13 protein-coding genes are annotated in these 20,933 nt (G+C 59.3%); 6 read left to right on the top strand and 7 right to left on the bottom strand.

The annotated features are described in order from the left end of the window. Positions 1-54 precede the first annotated feature (54 nt). From Q0837_RS12155 to Q0837_RS12145, 3 genes are read right to left on the bottom strand one after another with little or no spacing between them, the layout of a single operon-like run. Complete coding sequence (locus tag Q0837_RS12155) at positions 55-1,923, bottom strand: asparagine synthase-related protein (RefSeq protein ID WP_298469430.1); 1,869 nt, start codon at positions 1,921-1,923, stop codon at positions 55-57. A 7-nt stretch (positions 1,924-1,930) separates the two neighbouring features. Beyond that, positions 1,931-2,224 carry a PqqD family peptide modification chaperone gene (locus tag Q0837_RS12150; RefSeq protein WP_298469427.1) on the bottom strand — a complete coding sequence of 98 codons (294 nt, stop codon included), beginning with the start codon at positions 2,222-2,224 and terminating at the stop codon, positions 1,931-1,933. Beyond that, on the bottom strand, positions 2,221-3,186 hold the full coding sequence (locus Q0837_RS12145; protein ID WP_298469424.1) for a hypothetical protein: 966 nt from the start codon (positions 3,184-3,186) through the stop codon (positions 2,221-2,223). The genes Q0837_RS12150 and Q0837_RS12145 overlap by 4 nt, the downstream gene beginning before the upstream one ends. Before the next feature lie 138 nt (positions 3,187-3,324). On the opposite strand from Q0837_RS12145, the gene Q0837_RS12140 reads away from it, so the two are divergent. Beyond that, on the top strand, positions 3,325-3,789 hold the full coding sequence (locus Q0837_RS12140) for a lasso peptide biosynthesis B2 protein (protein ID WP_298469421.1): 465 nt from the start codon (positions 3,325-3,327) through the stop codon (positions 3,787-3,789). A 79-nt stretch (positions 3,790-3,868) separates the two neighbouring features. Here the strand turns inward: Q0837_RS12140 and Q0837_RS12135 are convergent, their stop codons facing one another. The 4 genes from Q0837_RS12135 to Q0837_RS12120 all read right to left on the bottom strand — a co-directional run bounded on the left by Q0837_RS12135 (position 3,869) and on the right by Q0837_RS12120 (position 11,512). Then, positions 3,869-7,156 (bottom strand): TonB-dependent receptor, encoded by a 3,288-nt coding sequence (locus Q0837_RS12135; protein ID WP_298469419.1) that lies wholly within the window; start codon positions 7,154-7,156, stop codon positions 3,869-3,871. 179 nt (positions 7,157-7,335) lie between these two features. After that, positions 7,336-8,610: an amidohydrolase family protein gene (locus Q0837_RS12130; protein WP_298469416.1), complete on the bottom strand. Its 1,275-nt coding sequence runs from the start codon at positions 8,608-8,610 to the stop codon at positions 7,336-7,338. A 77-nt stretch (positions 8,611-8,687) separates the two neighbouring features. After that, positions 8,688-9,815 carry a hypothetical protein gene (locus Q0837_RS12125; protein WP_298469413.1) on the bottom strand — a complete coding sequence of 376 codons (1,128 nt, stop codon included), beginning with the start codon at positions 9,813-9,815 and terminating at the stop codon, positions 8,688-8,690. A 182-nt stretch (positions 9,816-9,997) separates the two neighbouring features. Next, on the bottom strand, positions 9,998-11,512 hold the full coding sequence (locus Q0837_RS12120) for a tryptophan halogenase family protein (protein ID WP_298469410.1): 1,515 nt from the start codon (positions 11,510-11,512) through the stop codon (positions 9,998-10,000). 194 nt (positions 11,513-11,706) lie between these two features. Here Q0837_RS12120 and Q0837_RS12115 point away from each other — a divergent pair, with 194 nt between their 5' ends. The 5 genes from Q0837_RS12115 to Q0837_RS12095 all read left to right on the top strand — a co-directional run bounded on the left by Q0837_RS12115 (position 11,707) and on the right by Q0837_RS12095 (position 20,905). Next, a complete protein-coding gene (locus tag Q0837_RS12115; protein ID WP_298469407.1) occupies positions 11,707-15,057 on the top strand; it encodes a TonB-dependent receptor in 3,351 nt (1,116 codons plus the stop codon). 102 nt (positions 15,058-15,159) lie between these two features. Continuing rightward, on the top strand, positions 15,160-16,137 hold the full coding sequence (locus tag Q0837_RS12110; RefSeq protein WP_298469404.1) for a glycoside hydrolase family 16 protein: 978 nt from the start codon (positions 15,160-15,162) through the stop codon (positions 16,135-16,137). Between the two features lie 22 nt (positions 16,138-16,159). After that, positions 16,160-17,215, top strand: coding sequence for a LacI family DNA-binding transcriptional regulator (locus Q0837_RS12105; RefSeq protein ID WP_298469401.1), 1,056 nt, complete (start codon positions 16,160-16,162; stop codon positions 17,213-17,215). A gap of 41 nt (positions 17,216-17,256) precedes the next feature. After that, positions 17,257-18,429 (top strand): MFS transporter, encoded by a 1,173-nt coding sequence (locus tag Q0837_RS12100; protein ID WP_298469398.1) that lies wholly within the window; start codon positions 17,257-17,259, stop codon positions 18,427-18,429. 88 nt (positions 18,430-18,517) lie between these two features. Then, positions 18,518-20,905, top strand: coding sequence for a glycoside hydrolase family 3 protein (locus Q0837_RS12095; RefSeq protein ID WP_298469396.1), 2,388 nt, complete (start codon positions 18,518-18,520; stop codon positions 20,903-20,905). Positions 20,906-20,933 lie beyond the last annotated feature (28 nt).

Raw genomic sequence — 20,933 nt, 5'->3', positions numbered from 1 at the left:
TCAGTCAGGCTAAACCCCTATTCCCGTGTTGAGTCAACACGGATCCCCCTATGCTTATGGCAAGCGTCGACCGCGTTCAAGCCATGTCGACAGTTGGCGGACTTGCCAAAGGAAGAGGCGCGTCCGCATTGCGGTGTCATTGGTAGCGTCTGCGGCACCGCTCGGTTTGTTCTGAAGCTGGGCAAATGCCTGGGGATCCATGATTGTCTGCAGTTCTTGCGGCAGTTCGTCGAATGCGAGAACTGGCGCAGTTTCATGAGCGGGCTTCCCGCCTAGAAAACCGCCCATATCCTTTGTTCTCTGCCACACAATGCTATCCGGGATACGGCCCACCATCGCCCTCCGGTGCAGGTACCGGCCCATATCGCGGCAGCGCTTCTCTATCGATGGTGTCGCAAAGAATTGCTGGATGAGCCGCCGATCGAGCAAGGGATAGCGATACTCCACGCCGTATGTCGCAGCGAACAGGGCAGAGCTTTCCAGCCGGGCCGGACGCGCAAATTGGAAGCCCGCTTCCAATCCTGCCAGCGTGTTCAATGTGAACTCAGAACGTTCTGGCACCGCCCAGTGATCGATCCGCTTGCGCAAACCGGTGTCTTCCAGGAAGTCCCGGCGAAGGCAGGCGATCGATAGCTTGTAATCGATGAGGCGGCGCATCGAGGCTGCTGGGTCGTCGGGCCCGCGCCGCATTCGCTTTGCCAGGCGAACGATTCGGGCAGGCAATGTGCCAGGCAGTTCGGCGAGCACTACGCCATGTTCTCCCCGAACATGCAATTCGTCGATCATGTTGTGGGCATGGTTCGTCACGATTTCATCGCCGCCAAAACCGGAGTGCATCGTCCTGATCCCAAGCGATTGGCATTGTTCAAAAAACGTCGGGTAAATCAGCGTCTGCCCGTGCTCAGGCGGATGACCCATAGCGGTCAGCGCTCGCTCAAACGCGTCGTCCATGCGCAGCATTTCCGGACGATAGAGAACATGCGTGTGGCGGACATCGCACATCGTCGAAGCGGCCATAAGCTTCTCCGTTTCGTCCTCCATGCAGACGAGTGCGAAGGTATGAAAATCATCTCGACTGTGGGGCACAGCCTCTGCGAGACGAGCGATGATGGAAGACGAATCCAGCCCGCCCGAGCTTTCCGCCCCGACGAGGAATTGGCTGCGCGCGCGCACATCGACGGCACGGTCGAATGCTGCGCGGTACCGGTCCACCCAAACCGGATCGCGGTGCGTCGCATGCGGCGCGGCCAGGTCGAATGCAAAATACTTCCGCGGTTCAGCAGGTCCTTCCCGGCCCACGACCAGATCGTGCGCCGAAGGCAGCTTGCGCACTGTTTCATACGCACTTTCGGAATGGGCAAAGTTGAGACCTGCCGCGTACAGGGCTGCCCATTGCACGTTGGGCGTCAGATCGAGGTTTTTGACGATCTTCAGAGCTGCGGCGGAAGTGGCCGCCAGGAAATAGGCATCGGTCAGGACATAGTAGAATGGCTTCGCGCCCATCGTATCGCGCGCGCAAAAGGCTTCATGGCTATTCGGATCGTAGATCACGAAGCTGAAATCGCCGTCCAGTCGATCCGAACACGCGCGGCCCCATTCGCGGTGCGCGGCAAGGATGATCTGCGGGTCCGTGAGAGTTGCAGCCTCATCCAATCCAAGCGCCGCACATAGTTCCGCCCGGTTGTCGAGCCGCACCCAACTGGCAATCACTCGGCCGGTGTCGGGACAAATTTCAGGCGCTTTTTCGTGCAGCGATTCCGGTGTGTTGTGCCAAGTGGCCTGTGCGATCAGAGCATTGTCAGCGTGCCACACGCCGGTTGTATCCGCCTGTGAAAACGGCATCAGCGCCGCCAGCAATTCCTGACCCGTGGCAAGTTCCTGCGGCGCGGCGCGCGAGCCGCGCATGATGATGGCGGCGAACATGCTTGTATCAGTCGGCTTTGATCACCAGTCCCTTTTCCAGCAAGTTGGCGAGGAATTCGGTCACTGTTTGATCCAGATCGTCTTCATCCGTCACGTCAAATTCCAGGCGAATGTGCTCGATTATCTCGCCGAGTGTCGCAGGCGCTTCCAAGGCGGTCCAGATCTGGTTTCCTGTCCCGGCGAGGGCGAAATAGACGCCCTTTTCGATGTCCATCATCACAGTCTCGCCGTTCATATCGGCGGCGACCACGCCGGTAGCCTGTTTGAGCTTTGTTGAAGGTTCGATCGTGGCGTTGGTCATGGATTGGCTTCCGTGAGTTCATGAGTGTCATGGCGAGGCGCTATGTCGCTTGCCGTTGCAAGAATTGTGTTGGTGACAGCGTCAATATCGAACCCGGTGGCAGGACGCGAGACCCGGAACACCGGAGTTGTTGATGCGAGATGGGCGACGCGCTGCAGATAGTCGACCTCCAGGCCCAACGGGCGCAGATATTCTGGCCGATAGATGTTGTTGCGCAAGACGGTGAATTTTTCGGCGCCGGACAAGGGCGTGACTGCAACGCTGCCGACTTCCTCCGGGACCAGCCAGAAGAACGCTTTGACGGGTTGGCCCTGCGGGCAATGCGCATCGCCGAGTGGGAGATTGAATTTGGCATCGCCTTCGCGCAGGCGCTCCAGCGGCGCGGTGTCGATGCCTAATTGCTGCGCGGTGTCATCCCACAGTTTGGCCCGGGGCATGCCTGGCGGCACAACGCCTTCGGCGCTGATCGGGCAGACATCATCGGCAAGGATCGGATAGCCACGCTGCATCATGGCGATTGCGGTGGTCGACTTGCCAGCACCGGAATCTCCGACGCACAGAACTGCTCCGCCAAGCTCCTGCAGCATGATCGCATTACCATGCACAACAATGTACCCGCGCTGCATCAGGAGTGCACCCATGCCCGAACCGAGCAGGAACAGCCGCAATTCATCGTCGGGAACGTTCGGATAGCGCGAATAGACGATGCTTCGACCATCGGTGATCGTCATTCGTACAATGTCCGGAATGTCGAGCCAAAGCCGGTCCGGAGAGCCGTCGACATAGGCACGCATATTGTTCGGATCGGCTTCCTCTGCCTCAGGCACCGCCCCTTTCTCGATGACGACGTCAGGGTCATGCACGAAAGCGGCACTCTGCAATTCTGGCAGATCGAGATCGCTTGCAATGTTGAGACCATAGACCCGGCGCAGAGCGCGCGCAGGGTCGCTTGTGGGTGTCATGTCCGTACTGCCATTTGCCTGTTTTCGAGGGGCGGACCCTGTTCCCCGTTCGGCCTCCATTTCGACAAACCGCTTTGTGTGTCTGCCTGAACCGATTAGATCGCTATCATGGTTGCGAAGGCTTTGAAACTGTTGCCAGTGGCATTGCGAAAATTGCGAACGGCGGCCGGTCTGCCGGTTTCGATGGTCGCAGTGACTGCGCTGGTCTGGTTCATGCTGTGGCCTGCGCGGCTTGTGGTGCTGGCGGTGCCGCTGCGGCGGTTGGCCCGTTTCTATGGCCGCGATCATGGCGTCGAAATCGTTATTCCTGAAGCCAGCGCAGCGGACCAGGAAGCGGCGATGTTTGTGCGTGAGGCGATCACTCTGGCTGTGCGCTACAGCCCGGAATCGGCGAATTGCTATCCGCAAGCGCTGGTCGCCCGCCTGCTGCTGCGACTGCGACGCGTGCCCCACGGCATGTTCTTCGGATTGCGTAAGGGAGAAGGCGATGAAGCGATGGACGCGCACGCCTGGGTGATGGTCGGCGATGTACCCGTCAGCGGAGGCCGCAGCTTCGACAGCTACACTGTTGTGCGTTGCTTCACGGGGAGCGATCGTGGCTAGGCGACATCGTTGCTGGATATGAAAAGGGCGGAGCAGCCAGTCAGCCGCCCCGCCCATATTCAAGCAATCGCTTCGCGCGTTACATCGAGACGCGGGCACCCAGGAAGAAGAAGGTGCCGACCGGGCTGACCGGGAATGCCTGCTCAGTCACAAATGGCTGGCGGTCAAAGATGTTGTTCACACCGCCATAGACTTCGAGTTCATCAGTGGCTTCGAAGTTGAAGCTGATGTCATGAATGAAGGCATCGCTGGAGATACCGTTCGCGATCGAGAAGGTATCCGTCCCGGTGTTGCCGACTTGCTCGATCTCAACAGCACGAAGGCCCATCGAGTCGAGATAGGTGGTGCCCCAGGTCAGGCTGAAACCTTTGTAGTCGACCGTCAGCGAGGCGTTACCCGCCCATTCAGGGCGCTGAAGTTCGCCCAGCTCGGGGTCGACAAGGGTTGGGTCGGACGGGTCGAAGAAGTCGTTGAGCTTATCGACCCAGGTGCCGTTGGCGTTCAAGGTGAAGCCAAGTTCTCCCACATCGAAGCTGTACTGCATCGCTGCTTCGATCCCGGCAGTTTCCAACCGTGCGAAGTTGACCGAAGTCTGGCGCAGGGATGTGAAGCCACCGGTTGCCGGGTTGCGATCGATGAGACCGCAGAAGCCGTTGTTGATATCCGTGCTGTCCACGCAATTGTCGACGATGTCCTGTGCGGCGACCGGGTCGATCGCATCCTCGATTTCGATGTTGTAGTAATCGACGCTGAGAATGAAGCCCGGCAGGAAGCTTGGCGTGATCTGCGCGCCGACGGTCCATGTTGTCGCCGTTTCTTCTTCAAGATCGGGGTTGCCGCTGAGCGTGCCCGAGAAGCGCGCCGTCAGCGGGTCGACATAGGAATAAGTCCCAGTGCCAAGCGTCGGATCGAAGCCGATTCCATTGAAGAACGCAGTGCAGTTCGCCTGACGCAGTGTCGGATCGGCTGCAGTCACCAGGTTGCCGACATCGCACGGATCGACGGGGCGGAAGAACGCGCCCTGGGCCGGATCGAACAGTTCGCTGATGTTTGGCGCACGAACCGCACGGGCGTAGGTGCCACGGAATAGGATATCCTCCACCGGAGCCCACAGTCCGTTAACGTTCCAGGTGAATGTATCGCCCACTGTCGAATAGCTCGAAAGACGGGCTGCACCACCAAGCTCAAGCGTCTCGGCAAACGGAACACCCGAAAGGATCGGCAAGCGAACTTCGCCATAGATGTCGTAGACACTGAAAGTGCCGCGCGAGTTGAAGCTCGGCGAAGCCGGGTCGAATACCAGCGAGGTCTGCGAGAAGCCTTGACCGGTCAGCAGAGTTCCTGCGGTGACGTCTGGCGTTGTTACCGGGACGATCCCCTGAACCAGCGGATCAAAGTTCGATTCCGACCGCTCTTCGCGATACTCCAGTCCGAACGCCCAGCCGACAGGGCCGCCCGGCAGCTCGAGGAAACCGCCGGTATCGCCGGTGAAGACCGCGCTGAAGACCAGTTGTTCGAGCTGGAATTCGTTCTCGACCGTAGTGGTGATGAAGTCGATCGCTTCCTGGCTGATCGCACCGACACCGCCAAGGATGTTGGCCGGACGGCAAGAACCGTCACCTGGATTAAAGGTGAAGAAGCCAGGATCACTCGCCGGAATGCCGAATGGCGTGGTTGCCGGTGCAGTAGGATCGATGTCCGAACGACAAATGGCATTCCCATTCGCGTCCGTCGTTGCATCGATCGCAGCGAAGAAACGGTCCGTGATGACGCGGTTGGCGTCGAACGTTGTCTGAGTGAACCGTCCGTAGTTCGCTGCGATTTCGTATGAGACGTGATCCGAGATATCGCCGCGAACACCGCCGACAAAGCGCCAGGTCTCAAACTCGTTGCGGTTGCGGTTCGGCCCCAGATCGGCCGGGTCGCGGGTGATATACAGACCTTCCTGCACACCGTCGCCAAAGAACAATGGAGCGACAAAGTCCTGCAGATCGCCTGTGATGTACGGGTTGTCTGCCCGAATGGTTAGCAGGTCGTAGAATGTGTTCGGTTGGGCCTGGAATTCGGCCGAGCTCGAAACATACTTGCCTTCGAAAAATACCGTTGCCGCCGGCGAGATTTCATAGGTCAGATTGGCGTTGACCGACCACCGTTCGGTTTCCGGGATCAGCGAGTTCACGTCGAAGTTATTCTGGATGCCGTCGCCGCCGAACTGGTTGAACAGACCTGTGACGAGTCCGTCCTGGTAGACTGAAAGCGAGCCGTCTGGATTGATCACAGCGCAACCGCCTGCAAGGCCGAATGCGCCCGGTTCGAAAGTGCTGTTGAAACCGACTGCCGACTCAAGGCAATCGGGTGTCCCGTTATTGTTGATGTCAGGACCGTTGCTGAGACCGATATCGCCTGGTGCAACGATGCCGCCAGCCGAGGACAGCGAGAAACGCGGGTCGCCGGCGATGAAGCGACGCGGCGCATTGACTGAGCGCGCGATCAGCGCCTGCTCTGTTGCGGTCGGGGTAAAGCCGGTCGCATCTGTGGGGATCAGTCCGCCGAGCACTGCACCATTGGCTAGGAAGTTCGGCGTGTCGGTACCCAGTTCGCCTGTCTGGAAGCGCAGGGCAGGGTTGGCTTGGTCGTCAAAGATACCGTTGCTGCGCGAGAAGGCTCGTTCGCCGAACTGCAATTCGTCGCCGCGCGCATATTCGCCCGACACTACGAAGTTGCCTCGGCCATCGGCGAAGTTCACGCCCCAGGTAAGGTCGGCATTGATACGCCAGGAATCGCCTTCGGATGAAAGGCCCGTCTGGACGTTGCCCTGGATGCCTTCGAAATCGTCTTTCAGGACGAAGTTCACAACACCGGACACAGCGTCTGCGCCGTAGATCGACGAGGCACCACCGGTCAGCGTTTCGACCCGCTCGATCAGCGCGGTCGGGATCGAGTTGATGTCGACCGCCTGCTCACCCGCGACACCTGAAACGTGACGGCGACCATTGACGAGTACCAGCGTCCGGTTGGCGCCGAGTCCACGCAGGTTGAGGATGGATTGGCCGACGGCCTCGGCGAACACACCGTCGATCGACGCTTCTGACGATGTTGAAGTCGAAAGAGCGGGAATGTCGCGGAGCGTGTCGACCAGATCGGAAGTACCGGCCTGTGTCAGCTCTTCGGCACTCACCGAAAGGATCGGCGCGGGCGAGCCAATGTTCGGATCGCGGGCGATGCGCGAGCCGGTGACAACAATTGTCGCTTCGTCTTCGCTGGCCGCTTCATCCTGATCGGGAGCGTCCTGCGCATGTGCGGCAAAGGGCATGGTGCTCGCCGCGGCGAGCAGGATGGCTTGAATCGAGAATTTGCGGTTTTGCATAAAGAGTCCCCGGCTTTTTGTTGCGATGCAACACGCTTGCGGGGGCGTAAGAAACTGTCAAGAACCGATCATTGGAGCGTAATATAGGAGTCGCTGTCGCTGCGATTATGTTGCAATTTTGCCATGCTGAGGACGGTTATCGTCCATAAATTGGGCAAATTCTGCCCAAAATGTGCGCACTACTCGCTCTTGTAGATGTCACCTGTCTTCATCACGAAGGTGACATTCTCAAGCAAGGAGATGTCGGCCAAGGGGTTGCCCGCGACCGCGATTATGTCAGCTGACGCGCCAGCTGCGATGATCCCAACCGTGCCTGCCCGGCCAAGCGCATCGGCTGAGTTCACGGTGGCCGCGCGCAAAGCCTCAGCCGAGGTCATCCCGAACTGCACCATGCGCGATAGCTGCTTGGCATTGTCACCATGGGGATAAACGCCCGCATCGGTGCCGAACGACATCTTCACACCTGCCTCGTGCGCGCGGCGGAAATTGTCGCGCTGCGTCTGACCGACGACGCGCTCCTTTTCGAGGCTCTCCGGCAAGATACCTGCAGCTTCGCCTTCACCCAGAATGAACTCCGTCACGTAGATATCCATGTTGAGATAGGCGCCATTCTCGCGGGCTAGCTGGATGCCTTCATCGTCGATGAAGCTCGCGTGCTCGATCGTATCGACGCCCGCTTTGAGCGCGTTGACGATCCCTTCGCTGCCATGCGCGTGGCTGGCGACTTTCAGCCCGTGGCTGTGCGCTTCCTCAACCAAGGCGGTGAGCTCTTCGATAGTGTATTGCGGTGCACCGACCTTGGTGCCCTTGGACAGGACCCCGCCGGTTGAGCAGGTCTTGATCAGGTCGACACCGAATTTGCGGTTGTAGCGGACCTTGCTGCGCGCCGCCCACGGACCGTCGGCAACGCCTTCACCAGTCGCCTCATATTCGGGCGGCAGCAGGTTGTTGTCCGAGCAATGCCCCCCGGTAATGCCGATGGGCGGGCCAGACACAAGCATGCGCGGGCCGGGAATGTCACCTTCATTGATCGCATCGCGCAGCGCGACGTCGCCAAAGCTGCCCGCTCCGACATTCCGCACCGTCGTGAAACCCGCCATCAGTGTCTTCTTGGCATTCACGACCCCGGTGATAGTCGCGCGTTCATCGGAGATTGCAAGCCGACGATAGCCATGCGTGTCGCTGTCGCTGGTCAGATGGACATGCATGTCGATCAGGCCGGGCAGGATCGTCTTGCCTGCAAGATCGACATATTTGGCATCCTCAACTTGAGGCGCTTCACCCGTGGTGACTGAGATGATCGTGCCATCTTCAATCCGGACCACCGGATCCGCGACGAGCCGACCGCTCTCCACATCCACCATCGCGTCGGCTGTCAGGATAACCGTATCGGCCTGTGCCGCTGTGGATGCGAACAGAGCGGTGGCCGCAAGTGCGAGGGTGCGAAGTTTCAAGCTGAGGTCTCCTGCTGCGAGTGCGAAGTGACTAACAGCTTTCGCTCAAGCGGCAAATCCTATCCTCGCGGCCGCGATCACTCGGCTTTGAAAATGTAGACAGCGCCGAGGTCGACCGCTTGCTCGCTTCCTCCAAAATACAGTTCCAGTTCCGCTCCACCTGCGGAGTAGTCACGCGGTGCCTTGGTTTGGATCTTGATGAGTTGCCACTTGTCGCCGAGCGTAAAGCGATTGGCAGCGAAGCTTTCGAATGGTGGCGCAGTGCCTTGAATTCGCGAGGCGGCAACAGCACGCCCGTCGGCGTTTGCGGTGCCAATGGTGCGGGCCGCGATTGCGATCACCAGATCGTCGCCTGCTTTGATCGCCTGATTGATGGGAATGGTAGCGGAAAGATCGGTCAGTTCTGTACCCGGCTCAGCGACTTCGAACCGGGTCGCCTTCATCATCCATATCTCGGGCTCCGCGCGATTGGCATAGGTTCCGGCTGAACCGCCAAATTTCCATGCCGATTGTCCGGGATCGTTGATCAGCGTGCCCGTGCCTTGCAGCCCGTCGGGCATTTCCAACTCTGCTGTCTGCACCTGCGCTGCGGCGACTTGAACCGGGCCTTCGCCTGCGATTGTTGCAGCACCGCTCACGACGATGGCTTGCCCGATTTCGATGATCTGCTTGGTCCGGCCGAATTGTAGCGCGACGATCCCGTCCTTGGGGCGCAGCTTTTGTTCGGCTTCGGCGCTGACTTCATACCATTGCCAGTCTGTTCCGATCGACAGCGTCTCTTCGCCGAAGCCAGGATAGGGTTCGACGTTGCGCTGAAACCGGACCCGCAGGATGCCCTTTCCATCATCTGTGTCCGCCTCGACGGTGCGGGCGTAGAAACCGACAGTTACCGTTTCGCCGCGGTTGATATTGCCGGTCAAAGGAATGTTGGTCCCGGCGGTGTAGATGAACTCGGCCGGCCGCCTGACTTCAAAGCGCCTCGCCGCTCCGCCGCCGGGTATGCTTTCGTCAACCACGGAACCGGCGCTCAGATCGGCGCCATAGCTCTGCCAGTCGATCCGCGAAGGATCATTTGCGAGATCGCCGGGGAGCTGCGCGTCCAGCTCTTCCAGGACGGTATCGTCCTGAGCTGCGGCAGGGATGGCCGCAAGTCCGGCACCCAAACAGAAGCATGCGGTCAGGATTGCACCGTGTGTGAACTTCATTCTCTTCCTCCCCTAAGCCAAGTGCTCTTTAAGCGTCATTTTGGCCATATTTGAGAACGCTAACAAATCAGATAGGGCAAATTTCGTCAATTCGCGCAGTAGGCATGTCGTGCCGCATTTACAGCTTCACCTGTGTGATTCTGTCCACGGTTCGACATCTGCTCTGTGCCTCTTGGGTGCCTTTAGGCTGCCTTTGCCGGACAGTAGTTCGCAAGATACTCGCCGTGCCCCGGCATGTGCTGGACGAGATAGCGGATCGACTGCTCCATCTCGTCCACCTCCTTGCGGTTCTTCGGAGTATCCAGCGTATCCGCCATCGGATTGTGGCCGTTCATCTGAATACCTTGACCCATCATCACGGCCGCCCAGCTTGTATCGGTAAACAGCTCGTCTTCCTCGCGGAAGATTTGCCCGTTGGCTTTGAAAATCTCGACCTTTTCGGTGAGCGTATCGGGCACTTTCATGGTGCGGACGTAGTTCCAGAACTCTGAATCGTCGCGCGATGTCGCGTTGTAATGCAGGATCAGGAAATCCCGGATCCGGGCATATTCGCGGCCTGTCAGGCGGTTGAATGTGTCCTGCTGGGTCTGGGTGATCCCCTCCAGCGAAAGCAGCGACATCAGCTTGTCGATCCCGGTGTTGATCAAGTGGATCGAGGTGGATTCGAGCGGCTCCATAAAGCCTGCCGATAGCCCCAGCGCGACGACATTCTTGTTCCAGAACTTCTTCCGTCGCCCTGTTGTGAAGCGCAGGAAGTTCGGGTCCGCTTGTGGTTTACCTGCGATGTTTCCGACCAGGATATCGTGCGCTTCTTCATCCTCTATGAACTCGCTGCAATAGACATGGCCGTTGCCGTTGCGGTGCTGCAGAGGGACTTGCCATTGCCATCCCGCGCGGTGGGCGGTTGCGCGGGTGAAGGGCGGGGGAGGGCTGCCATCCTCCCGCTTGCAGGGGAGCGCGACGGCCCGATTGCAGGGAAGCCAGTGTGTCCAGTCTTCGTAGCCAGTTTCCAGCGCCTGTTCGATCAGCAGGCCGCGGAACCCCGAGCAATCGATGAACATGTCGCCTGCCATCACGGTGCCGTCGTCGAGCGTGACCGAAGATACGAAGCCGCTCTCCGCATCGAGCTGCACATCGGAGACTTTGCCCTCGCGGCGGACAACTCCGCGCGCTTCGGCATATTTGCGCAGGAATGCGGCGTAACGTCCCGCATCGAGATGATAAGCGTAATTGATCGGCGGCAGGTCATCGCGCTCTTTCTGATAGTCTTCGCTGCGCGCAAACTTCCCGAAATAGGCGGCCATCGTCTCGACATTGAAGACCTGGATCGGCCGGTTGTCGCCGCTTTGAGCGAACTTGTGCCACACGTGATGGAAGGCAATCCCGCCCATCGAATAGCCATAGGCACCGAAGGGATGGATGTAGCTGTCGCCGACCTTGCCCCAGTTCTCGAACTGGATACCGAGCTTGAAAGACCCCTGCACGGCGGCGAGCATTTCGCGCTCGTCGATATCGAGCAAATCATTGAACCCGACAAACGGAGGAATCGTCGCTTCGCCGACCCCGACTGTACCGATCGCTTCCGATTCGATCAGGGTTATGCCCAGCTCGCGACCGGTCTTGAGCCGCGATAGCGCCGCCGCTGCCATCCATCCGGCAGTCCCGCCGCCGACGATGATTATCTCTTGAATTGCCATTATTTCCTCTACCCCGCCGGCCCAAAACCGCGCCGATGGCGATCACAAAAGTGTGACCGCAAATCCTCACCTCGCGAGCATGCAATATGAAGAATATATTGCAAGTCTTGTGAACGCTAACAATTTTCGCTAGTGCAGGGGTTATTGGACGACAGAACATGTCGCCAGTGGGGTTTGGGAGGTAATAAATTCACATGAACACCGCTCGTATTGCGCCTTCGCGGCGCCGATTCGCGTTGAGCACCGCTTCGGGTCTGGCGATTTCGATGATGATCGTATCGCCCGCGCTTGCGCAGGATGCCGAGACTGATGAGAATTCAACCGAAGTTGCAGAAGGCGACTTCGAAAACGAAATCATCGTCACCGGGGGCTTTAGAGCGTCGCTCGAAAACGCCCAGAACATCAAGCGTGACGCGGACACCTTCGTCGATGCGGTGACAGCCGAAGATATTGGCGCGCTGCCTGATCGCTCGGTTGCCGAAACCCTCCAGCGTATTCCTGGCATCACTATCGGACGGTTCGAAAAAACGACCGACCCGGACCGTTTCTCGGTCGAGGGCACTGGTGTCATCATTCGCGGCCTGCCGTTTGCACGGTCCGAACTGAATGGCCGTGACATCTTCTCCGCGACCGGTGGCCGTGTTCTCAGCTTCAACGATGTCTCGCCTGAACTTCTGGGCCGGGTCGAAGTGTTCAAGAACGTTACCGCCGACATGATCGAAGGCGGACCGTCAGGAACGGTGAACCTCGTCACGCGCAAGCCGCTCGATAACCCGGGTACCCGCCTCGCGGGGACAGTCGGTGTGAACTATGGCGACCTTCGCGAAGAGTGGTCGCCGGAATTCTCACTGCTTGGTTCTACCAACGTTGTGACCGATGGCGGCACGCTCGGCGTCCAGCTTTCCTATGCGAAATCGGAACTGAAGAGCCGTACTGACGCATCGCAGGTCGCCGACCCATGTTATCGTGCGGCAACGCTCGACGGGCCATGTCTGCGCGCACTCTCCGTGGGGTCAGGCGGGTTTGTCGGCGATCCGAACTTCGATGCGGCGAACTTCCCGCCAGCAGGGTCCGTCCTGGTGCCTAAGGGTGCAGGGGTTCGAACGACAGATCTGGACCGCGACCGTGAAGCATGGTCGGCTGTTCTTCAGTACGAAGATCCAACGGGCGATTTCGTTGCCACGTTCGAATGGCTCCGGTCCGATACGACGTTCGCTACGGAAGAATACGCCCTCATCTCGCGTGTTGACGACGAAGGGCTATTCCCTGTCGCAGCCGAAGGCAGCACACTGCAATTCGATGAGAACGGGATTTTCCAAAGCGGCATCCTGACACAGCGGCCTGGCGATGCCTATGCCACGCCATTCGGCCGCGGCGGCATTCCGATCGATTCACTGCGGTTCCTGCGTGAACTGGACTCCACGACTGAGGATTTCTCATTCGACGCAAAATGGAATGTTACCGATCGTTTCCGGGTAAACTTCGAAGCGCAAAGCATCAGTTCGGAGCTGTCACGCGATTCCGTTTTTGGCGCGCTCAGCACTTTCGCGAATGTCGATCTCGACCTGACCGGCAGCGTGCCGCAGGTCAGTTTTCTCGCGCCTCCGGGTTCGCCTACCGATTACTTCTCGTCCGGCGAGAGCACCTATTACTGGTTCGGGCTCGACAGCCGTGAGAAGAACGAAGGCGACCTGCACAGCCTTCGCTTCGATGCGGAGTATGACATCAGCGATGATGGCTTCTTCAAGAGCGCACGTTTCGGCGCGCGCTGGGCGGAGCGTGATCGCACAACCCGCAACACCAACTTCAGCACGTGGGGCAACCTTTCTGCTCCATGGGCCGGCCGCGCGGGCTGTGCGCCCTGGAACGAAGGGCCGGGCTGTGCCGCTACTGGCGGGTTCCAGCCTGGACGCTGGTTCACCGGTCTTCCGGGTCAGGAATTCGCGATTGCGGGTGGCGCTTTCGTCGACGAATTCCCTGCTTTCTCGCAATATCGCGACGTGTTTGGCGACAACTTCCAGCGCGGAAACGCGCCGACGCCGATTGAGAACGGAGCGGGCTACTTCTTTGGCGGGGATGACTTCCTTGGGGAGTATCTGTCGGGTCTCACCGATCAGCAATTCGCCGAAATTCAGGAATTCGGCCAATCGCCGGAACGCTTCAACTATGGTGTGAATGGTCGCTTCCGGCCTGATGAGCTGACTGGTGAGATCGTGCCCTGCGATATCGAAGGCGTGTTCTGCCCGGGTGAAGTCTCAACTGTGACCGAAATTACCAAAGCCGCCTATGCCCGCGTTGATTTCGGCCACGACTTCAGCAATGGCTGGAACGTCGAAGGCAACATTGGCCTTCGCTATGTCGAAACCGAGATCACAAGCGGCGGGCGCATTGGCCTTCCCGACGCGAGCCGATTTGATAATCCGGAGAACGGTGTTTCGAACGGTGATGGTATCGTTCAGGTGTCCGAACTTCAGGCGCTATGCTCAACACCGGACGTGCCCGGAATTCAGCGTGGCTATTGCGCCCTGTCCGATGCACGGCTGGCCGAATTCGCGGCGGCTCACACCGGTGAGGTCTTGATCGATGATCGCAAGATCAGGTTCGATCATTGGCTCCCAAGCTTCAATGCCAAGCTGGATGTGGGCGATGGCCTGCTGTTCCGCGTGGCAGCTTCGAAGAACATCGCCCGCCCCGATTTGCAATTGTTCCGCGCCGGTGGCGGCATAGGTGACAACACGAACGCGCTCGAGACCGCTGGCGCGCAGGCGCTTGCATCGGGACCGCTTTTCGCGTTGTCGACCGGCAACCGCAACCTGCTGCCAGTCGAGATATGGAACTACGATCTGTCGGTCGAATGGTACTTCAACGATGTCGGCTCGATTACGGCATCGTTCTTCCTGAAGGACGTCGACGGATTCATCGACAACGGCTTCTCCACGGTGATCTATGACGCCAGCGTTCCGGTCGAAGTCGCGGTTGAGGGGCCTTCCAATTCCCAAGATGGAATACTGAAAGGCTTCGAACTTGCGTACCAGCAAACCTTCGATTTCCTTCCGGGCTTCCTCGATGGATTGGGTGCGCAGGTAACCTACACCTATGTCGATGGCAGTGATTTCTCGAACCCGAACCTGTCTGATGTCGGTCAGTCGTCCATTACAACGGCGGCAAATGACCTAGGCGGAGGGGCGTTCGTTGGCCAACAGCCGCTTGCGGGTATTTCGGAGCATGCGCTCAACGCGACCGTGTTCTACGAAAAAGGTCCGCTGTCGATGCGCGCCGCTTACAACTGGCGCTCCGAGTTCCTGATCACGCCGCGAGACGACATCTTCCCGTTCTCGCCGATCTGGCAGGAAGACACCGGTCAACTCGACGCGTCGATATTCTTCTCGGTGACGGATTATCTGAAGCTCGGCGTACAGGGCGTGAACCTGCTCGACGAGGTTACCGAAACCAGCCAGGTCGTCGACTTCGACGGGACGCGGATCACTCGGTCTGCCTTCCGCAATGACCGGCGCTACACCTTCCTTGCTCGATTCGATTTCTAGGGGACTGAATTAGCGAGTGAGTGCAAGAGGGGGCTTTGCTGGGGCAAGGTCCCCTCTTCTTGCAAGACTTTGGGAATGGTGCTGCTTCGAGAGGGAAAATCAATGCGTCGAGGAACTTGGGTCAGCTTGCTGGCCGCATCAGTTGGCGTTGCAGGTTGCGCTGAAGAGGCGGCTTCCGAAGCGATTGTCGTTGCGCCGGTGGATGCGCAATCATGGGAGTTGGTCTGGTCGGATGAATTCGACGGAACCGAACTCGACCGCACCAAGTGGGCACCCGAGGAATCGTGTTGGGGCGGCGGCAATAATGAGCGGCAATGCTACACTGACCGACCGGAGAACATCGTTTTAGAGGATGGATTCCTGCATCTGAAAGCTCGCAAGGAGACCTTCACCGGCCCTGATCGTCCGCCAGAGATTGCCGAGGATCCCAATCCGCAAGTCACGCAGGAATACACTTCGGGCAAGATCCGCACGCGCGGGCTGCACAGCTGGAAATATGGCCGGATCGAAGTGCGGGCAAAGGTCTCGGCGGGGCAGGGCATGTGGCCTGCCGTGTGGATGATGCCGGAGGAAGCGCATTATGGCAGTTGGCCGCTTTCAGGCGAGATCGACATTCTTGAGGCAGTGAACATCGGTGCGGCTTGCGATGAATGCGAAGGCGATGTCGGCGAGAATCGCACGGTCAGCGCGCTGCATTTTGGGGAAGCATGGCCGAAGAACAGTCATGTCGACCAAAAATCGCCGCTCCCGGACCTGGCGCTGCCATCAGATGAATTCCATACTTACGCCGTGGAATGGGGCGAGGGCCTGATCCGGTTCCTTGTTGACGATCGTGTGCATTTCACCGTCCCGAAAGAGGAATGGTTCACCGGCTCGCCCGACGCCGAAGGCAACCCCAATGCGCCGTTTGACAGGCCGTTCTATGTGATGGCCAACCTCGCGGTCGGGGGTAAATGGCCGGAGGAAAGCAATGAGAAAGGGCTTGCGGACAGTTCCATTCCCAATCAATTCACCATTGATTGGATTAGGGTTTATCAATGCCACGACGACCGGGAGACCGGGCTCGCATGCATGAAGTGATCGAAGTAGGGGCGATGGGATAATGGCGAGGCGTCGCAATACGGTGACGATCCGCGAAGTGGCGGAGGATGCGGGTGTTTCGCTCCAGACCGTGAGCCGTGTCATCAACGATGAGCCCAATGTCCGCCCGCAAATGCGCGACCGGGTGCAGGCTTCGATCGACCGGCTCGGCTACGTCCCGTCGCTGGCCGCACAGCGAATGAGCGGCTCGCGCTCCTACATCATCCTTGCGATCAATGACCGCGAACGCACGCTGCAGGATTGGCGCGAACGACAGGGCACCGATTGGGTCGACCAGATGCTGCTCGGCGGGATCCTGACCTGTTCAAAGCATGGCTACCGCATGATGGTTGAACTGGTCGACACGCATAGCGACCATGTCGAACGCGAGCTTGGTGCGGCGATTGCAGCGCTGCAACCGGATGGCGTGATCCTCACGCCGCCGCACTCGGAAAACGAATTGATCACAAAGCTGCTGGCGAAGCGGAACATTCCATTCGCCCGGATCGGCTCGACCGAGGAAGGGCCGGGTCTGCGTTTGACGATGGGCGATGAAGACGCCGCTTATCACTCAACCAAGCGCCTGATCGAACTCGGCCATTCGCGCATCGGCATGATTGCGGGGCCAAAGCAATATAGCTTGAGCGGTTGGCGCGTTACGGGCTGGCGCAGAGCGATGGAGGAGCATGGTCTCGACGTCGATGGGCTCTTTGAACGCGGCGACTTCGGATATGAATCCGGGACGCAGGCGGCGCGCGCGTTGTTGGACCGCGATCCGGACCTGACCGCCATCATCGGCAGCAGCGACCAGATGACGCTTGCCGCGCTCGAAGTTGCACGAGATCGCGGATTGCATGTGCCGCGTGACCTATCGCTGATCTCTTTTGATAACACGCCGATCGTCCGCTTTTCGCAGCCGCCACTGACAGCCGTTGATCAGCCGATTGCGGAAACCGTGTCTGCCGCCGTCGAACAGCTTATCCAGCTGCGCAAAGCCGCACCGCCCAGCGGCGTGACCGATGTGAAAGCGCAATTGGTTGAGCGCGCATCAACCGGACCAGCGCCGAGAGCGGAGTGAGCTCAGCTTCAGCTCCGGTTGCCAGGCAACCCTTGTGGTTCATGATCTTGTTCGCGCTCGCCGCAGGCGGCGGATCGATCGCGTATGTTCCGCTTCTGACTGTCCTGTTGCCTCTGAAAATCACCACCCTGATGGGCACAGAGGATGTTAGCGCACTTGCCCGGGTCACATTCTACGGCGCCGTGATCGCCAGCCTCGCCAACATCGTATTCGGAATCCTGAGCGATCGCAGCCGCAATCGCACCGCGTGGATATTGGCCGGGTTAGCGACATCCAGCGCCCTGCTGATCGCAATCGGGTACGCGTCCAATCTGATCGAACTCATCATGCTGGTGATGCTCTGGCAGATCGGGCTCAATATGATGCTGGGACCACTGCTCGCATGGGCTGGTGACTGCGTGCCTGATTGCCAGAAGGGGCAGCTCGGCGGCTATCTTGCTGTTGCACCGGCGATGGGAGCGGTTGCGGGCTCATTGGTCACCTTTGAGTTGCTAGTCGGTGTCGAATGGCGTCTCACCGCTGTCGCTGCGTTGGTGGTGGTTTTGGTTCTGCCCGCGGTGATCTTCGGTCGGAGGCAAGCCCGGCCCGAGTTGCGGCGTCCGGTCGAACGATCCGACGAGAATGTCGTGCGGGGTGATCATTCGCGCTCGATCATTATCAGAATGTGGCTCGCGCGTTTTCTGGTACAGATTGCCGAGGCCGGGCTGTTCGCATTCCTGCTGTTCTGGCTCAGGTCGATTGTCGCCGATTTCCACGAGAACACGGCTGCCAATATCTTCAGCATCGTGCTGATCATCTCGGTGCCGCTTTCGCTTTGGCTCGGGCGTTGGTCTGATCAGCATGCGAGGCCAATCGCACCACTTGCGCTTTGCGCCGCTCTATCGGCAATCGGGCTGGTGCTGATGGCATTCGCGAACGAATTGCCGCTTGCGATCACCGGTTATGTGCTGTTCGGAATCGCGGCGACGATCTTCCTTTCGCTCCACACCGGACAGACGTTGAGAGTGCTTCCCAAGCCGCAGCATCGTGGCCGGGACCTAGGTGTCTTCAATCTCACCAACACGGTGCCTTCTCTGGTAATGCCGTGGCTGACGCTGACATTGGTGCCGTCATTCGGCTTTGCGGCTTTGTTCGCTCTTTTCTCAGCTCTGGCCGCGCTTGCCGCCGGATTGCTGGCGACAGTCCCGAAGTCTTCAAACAGTCTTGATTCTTGATCCTCAGCATGCGAGTGATGACAAATTGAGAACGTTCTCAAAATTGGGATTTTGAACGCGTAGACGGCCTTGGGAGGGGCTAATCGGGATGGGTATGAACGCACGGCTTATCGTGGCCGGTGCCTGCTTGGCAGGCGTGCTTTCCGGGTGCACCGATGAGCCTTTGCGATCGGCTAGCAGTTCTGCTCCGCCCGCTACGGTTCAATCCCAGCCATCTGATCAAATCGCCGACCTGCTGGCGCGCATGACTTTGGAGCGAAAGGTCGCTCAATTGATCCAGCCGCAGATCAATTCGGTCACACCGGAAGAGATGCGCGAGTACCGCTGGGGCAGCTATCTCAATGGCGGCAATGGCGGCCCATACGGCGATGAGTTCGCGCCTGCATCAGAATGGCTTCGCCTTGCCGATGCGATGTGGGATGCTTCGACTGCGCCGCTTCCCGGCGACGAACCGGCAATCCCGACGATATGGGGTACTGACGCGGTCCACGGCCACACCAATGTGATCGGCGCAACGATCTTCCCCCACAATATCGCGCTTGGCGCGACGGGCGATGCGGACCTTGTTCGCGAGATCGGTGCGGCGACTGCGGTCGAGATCGAAGTCACGGGGATCGACTGGAACTTCTCCCCCACGGTAGCGGTCGCGCGCGACGATCGCTGGGGCCGGACATACGAGAGTTATTCAGAAGATCCGAAGACTGTCGCGAGAATGGGCGCTGCCCTTGTCGAAGGTTTGCAGGGCCGAAAAGGCGCGGGCGACTATCTCGGCCAAGGCCGTGTGATCGCAACCGCCAAGCACTTCTTTGGCGATGGCGGGACGGAACAGGGCGTCGACCAGGGCGACGTCAACGGCGATATCGACGCGTTGATGGCGATCCACTCCGTCCCTTACCCTTATGCGATCGACGCTGGGGTCGAAACGATCATGGCGAGCTTCAACTCGATCAATGGCCGTAAGATGCATGGCAACAAGGACTTGCTGACAGACGTCCTCCGCGGCGAAATGGGCTTTGACGGATTGGTTGTCGGCGACTGGAACGGACACGGGCAGGTCAAGGGCTGCACAGTCAGCGATTGCGCGCAGTCCCTGATGGCAGGGCTCGATATTTATATGGTGCCCGACGACGCAGTCGGTCTTCACAAAACAATCATCGCGCAGGTCACGGACGGCACGATCCCGATGGCGCGGATCGACGAAGCGGTCACCCGCGTCCTGCGCCTTAAGCAGCGCGCTGGCCTTCTTGGTCCGGATGCAGTGAAGCCGTCCGCTCGCCCGAACGCTGGCGAATACGACAAGCTCGGCATGGCTTCGCACCGTGCGGTGGCCCGCGAAGCAGTCGCGAAGTCGCAAGTGTTGCTGAAAAACGAAGGCGTCCTGCCGCTCAAGGAAGGGGCCTCGATCCTTGTCGCGGGCGTAGCGGCAGACTCGATTGCACAAGCTGCCGGAGGCTGGACACTGACCTGGCAGGGCGGGCGCGAGCTTACCAACGACTATTTCCCCGGCGCGACATCGATCTTTGCAGGGATCAAGGAGGCTGCGGAGGCCAGCGGTGGCTCAGCCGTTCTCTCCGAAGACGGCACTTTCAAATCGAAGCCTGACGTCGCCATCGTTGTGTTCGGCGAAGAGCCCTACGCCGAGTTCGCCGGAGACCGAAAGAACCTCGCATTCAAAGACGAGGAAGGTCTTGAGCTGCTGCGCAATTTCGACGCTGCAGGCATTCCTGCTGTTGCCGTGTTCCTTTCGGGTCGCCCGATGTGGGTCAATCGCGAGCTTAACGCAGCCGACGCTTTTGTTGCTTCGTGGCTGCCAGGCAGTGAAGGCGCGGGCGTTGCCGACGTGCTGTTTGGCGAGAGCGAAGCGACTGGCAAGTTGACGTTCAGCTGGCCAGCTCGCTGTGAAGGAGAACCGCTGAACGGACCGGATGGCGCGCTGTTCCCGCTTGGTTTCGGTCGTTCGCTGGCAGACGAGTCACCACTCGGCGCGCTTGATGAGGATTGCGGTTTCGTCGGTGCCGGGGCTGCTGCTGATTGGTACTCCGATGGCCGCTTGGTTGCTGGAATTTCCGCATCGGCGGACGGCACCGTTCTGCCGAACTTGCGAGGAGAAGCTGGCGGGATTGTCGCGCGGGGCATCGACAAGGACCGCCAGGAAGATGCCCGAGCGATCACTTTCACGCCGGGCTCAACACTTACCGTATCGGGGCCGGAAAGCGATGCCGCATGGCGCATTGTCTATTCGGTCGATACCAAGCCAGAGGGCAATGTTACCGCAACCGCAGGCGGTAAGAGCTTCGACATCACACATCCGATGCAGGTCGCCGAAGGCAAGGGCTGGCGCGAAATGGTGTTGACGAGCGCGTGTGTCGGAGCGAATACGACATCGTTGTCAATTTCGGCTGATGCTCCGTTTGAACTGAAAGTCAGCGCAATCCTGCGCGAGGAAGCTCCCGAAGGGACGCAGTGCTCGTTCTGACCGGATTTGGCGCACCCTGTTGTGAACA

Source organism: uncultured Erythrobacter sp., from assembly GCF_947499705.1.
Classification (GTDB): domain Bacteria; phylum Pseudomonadota; class Alphaproteobacteria; order Sphingomonadales; family Sphingomonadaceae; genus Erythrobacter.
The sequence above is the reverse complement of the archived record's forward strand: the minus strand, read 5'-3'. Positions and strand labels throughout refer to the sequence as shown.

Coding starts and splice junctions, on each gene's coding strand:
- Q0837_RS12155 (WP_298469430.1), bottom strand. CDS start 1,923: ATGTTCGCCGCCATCATCATGCGCGGCTCGCGCGCCGCGCCGCAGGAA.
- Q0837_RS12095 (WP_298469396.1), top strand. CDS start 18,518: ATGGGTATGAACGCACGGCTTATCGTGGCCGGTGCCTGCTTGGCAGGC.
- Q0837_RS12115 (WP_298469407.1), top strand. CDS start 11,707: ATGAACACCGCTCGTATTGCGCCTTCGCGGCGCCGATTCGCGTTGAGC.
- Q0837_RS12105 (WP_298469401.1), top strand. CDS start 16,160: ATGGCGAGGCGTCGCAATACGGTGACGATCCGCGAAGTGGCGGAGGAT.
- Q0837_RS12110 (WP_298469404.1), top strand. CDS start 15,160: ATGCGTCGAGGAACTTGGGTCAGCTTGCTGGCCGCATCAGTTGGCGTT.
- Q0837_RS12145 (WP_298469424.1), bottom strand. CDS start 3,186: ATGACACCCACAAGCGACCCTGCGCGCGCTCTGCGCCGGGTCTATGGT.
- Q0837_RS12135 (WP_298469419.1), bottom strand. CDS start 7,156: ATGCAAAACCGCAAATTCTCGATTCAAGCCATCCTGCTCGCCGCGGCG.
- Q0837_RS12150 (WP_298469427.1), bottom strand. CDS start 2,224: ATGACCAACGCCACGATCGAACCTTCAACAAAGCTCAAACAGGCTACC.
- Q0837_RS12100 (WP_298469398.1), top strand. CDS start 17,257: ATGATCTTGTTCGCGCTCGCCGCAGGCGGCGGATCGATCGCGTATGTT.
- Q0837_RS12125 (WP_298469413.1), bottom strand. CDS start 9,815: ATGAAGTTCACACACGGTGCAATCCTGACCGCATGCTTCTGTTTGGGT.
- Q0837_RS12120 (WP_298469410.1), bottom strand. CDS start 11,512: ATGGCAATTCAAGAGATAATCATCGTCGGCGGCGGGACTGCCGGATGG.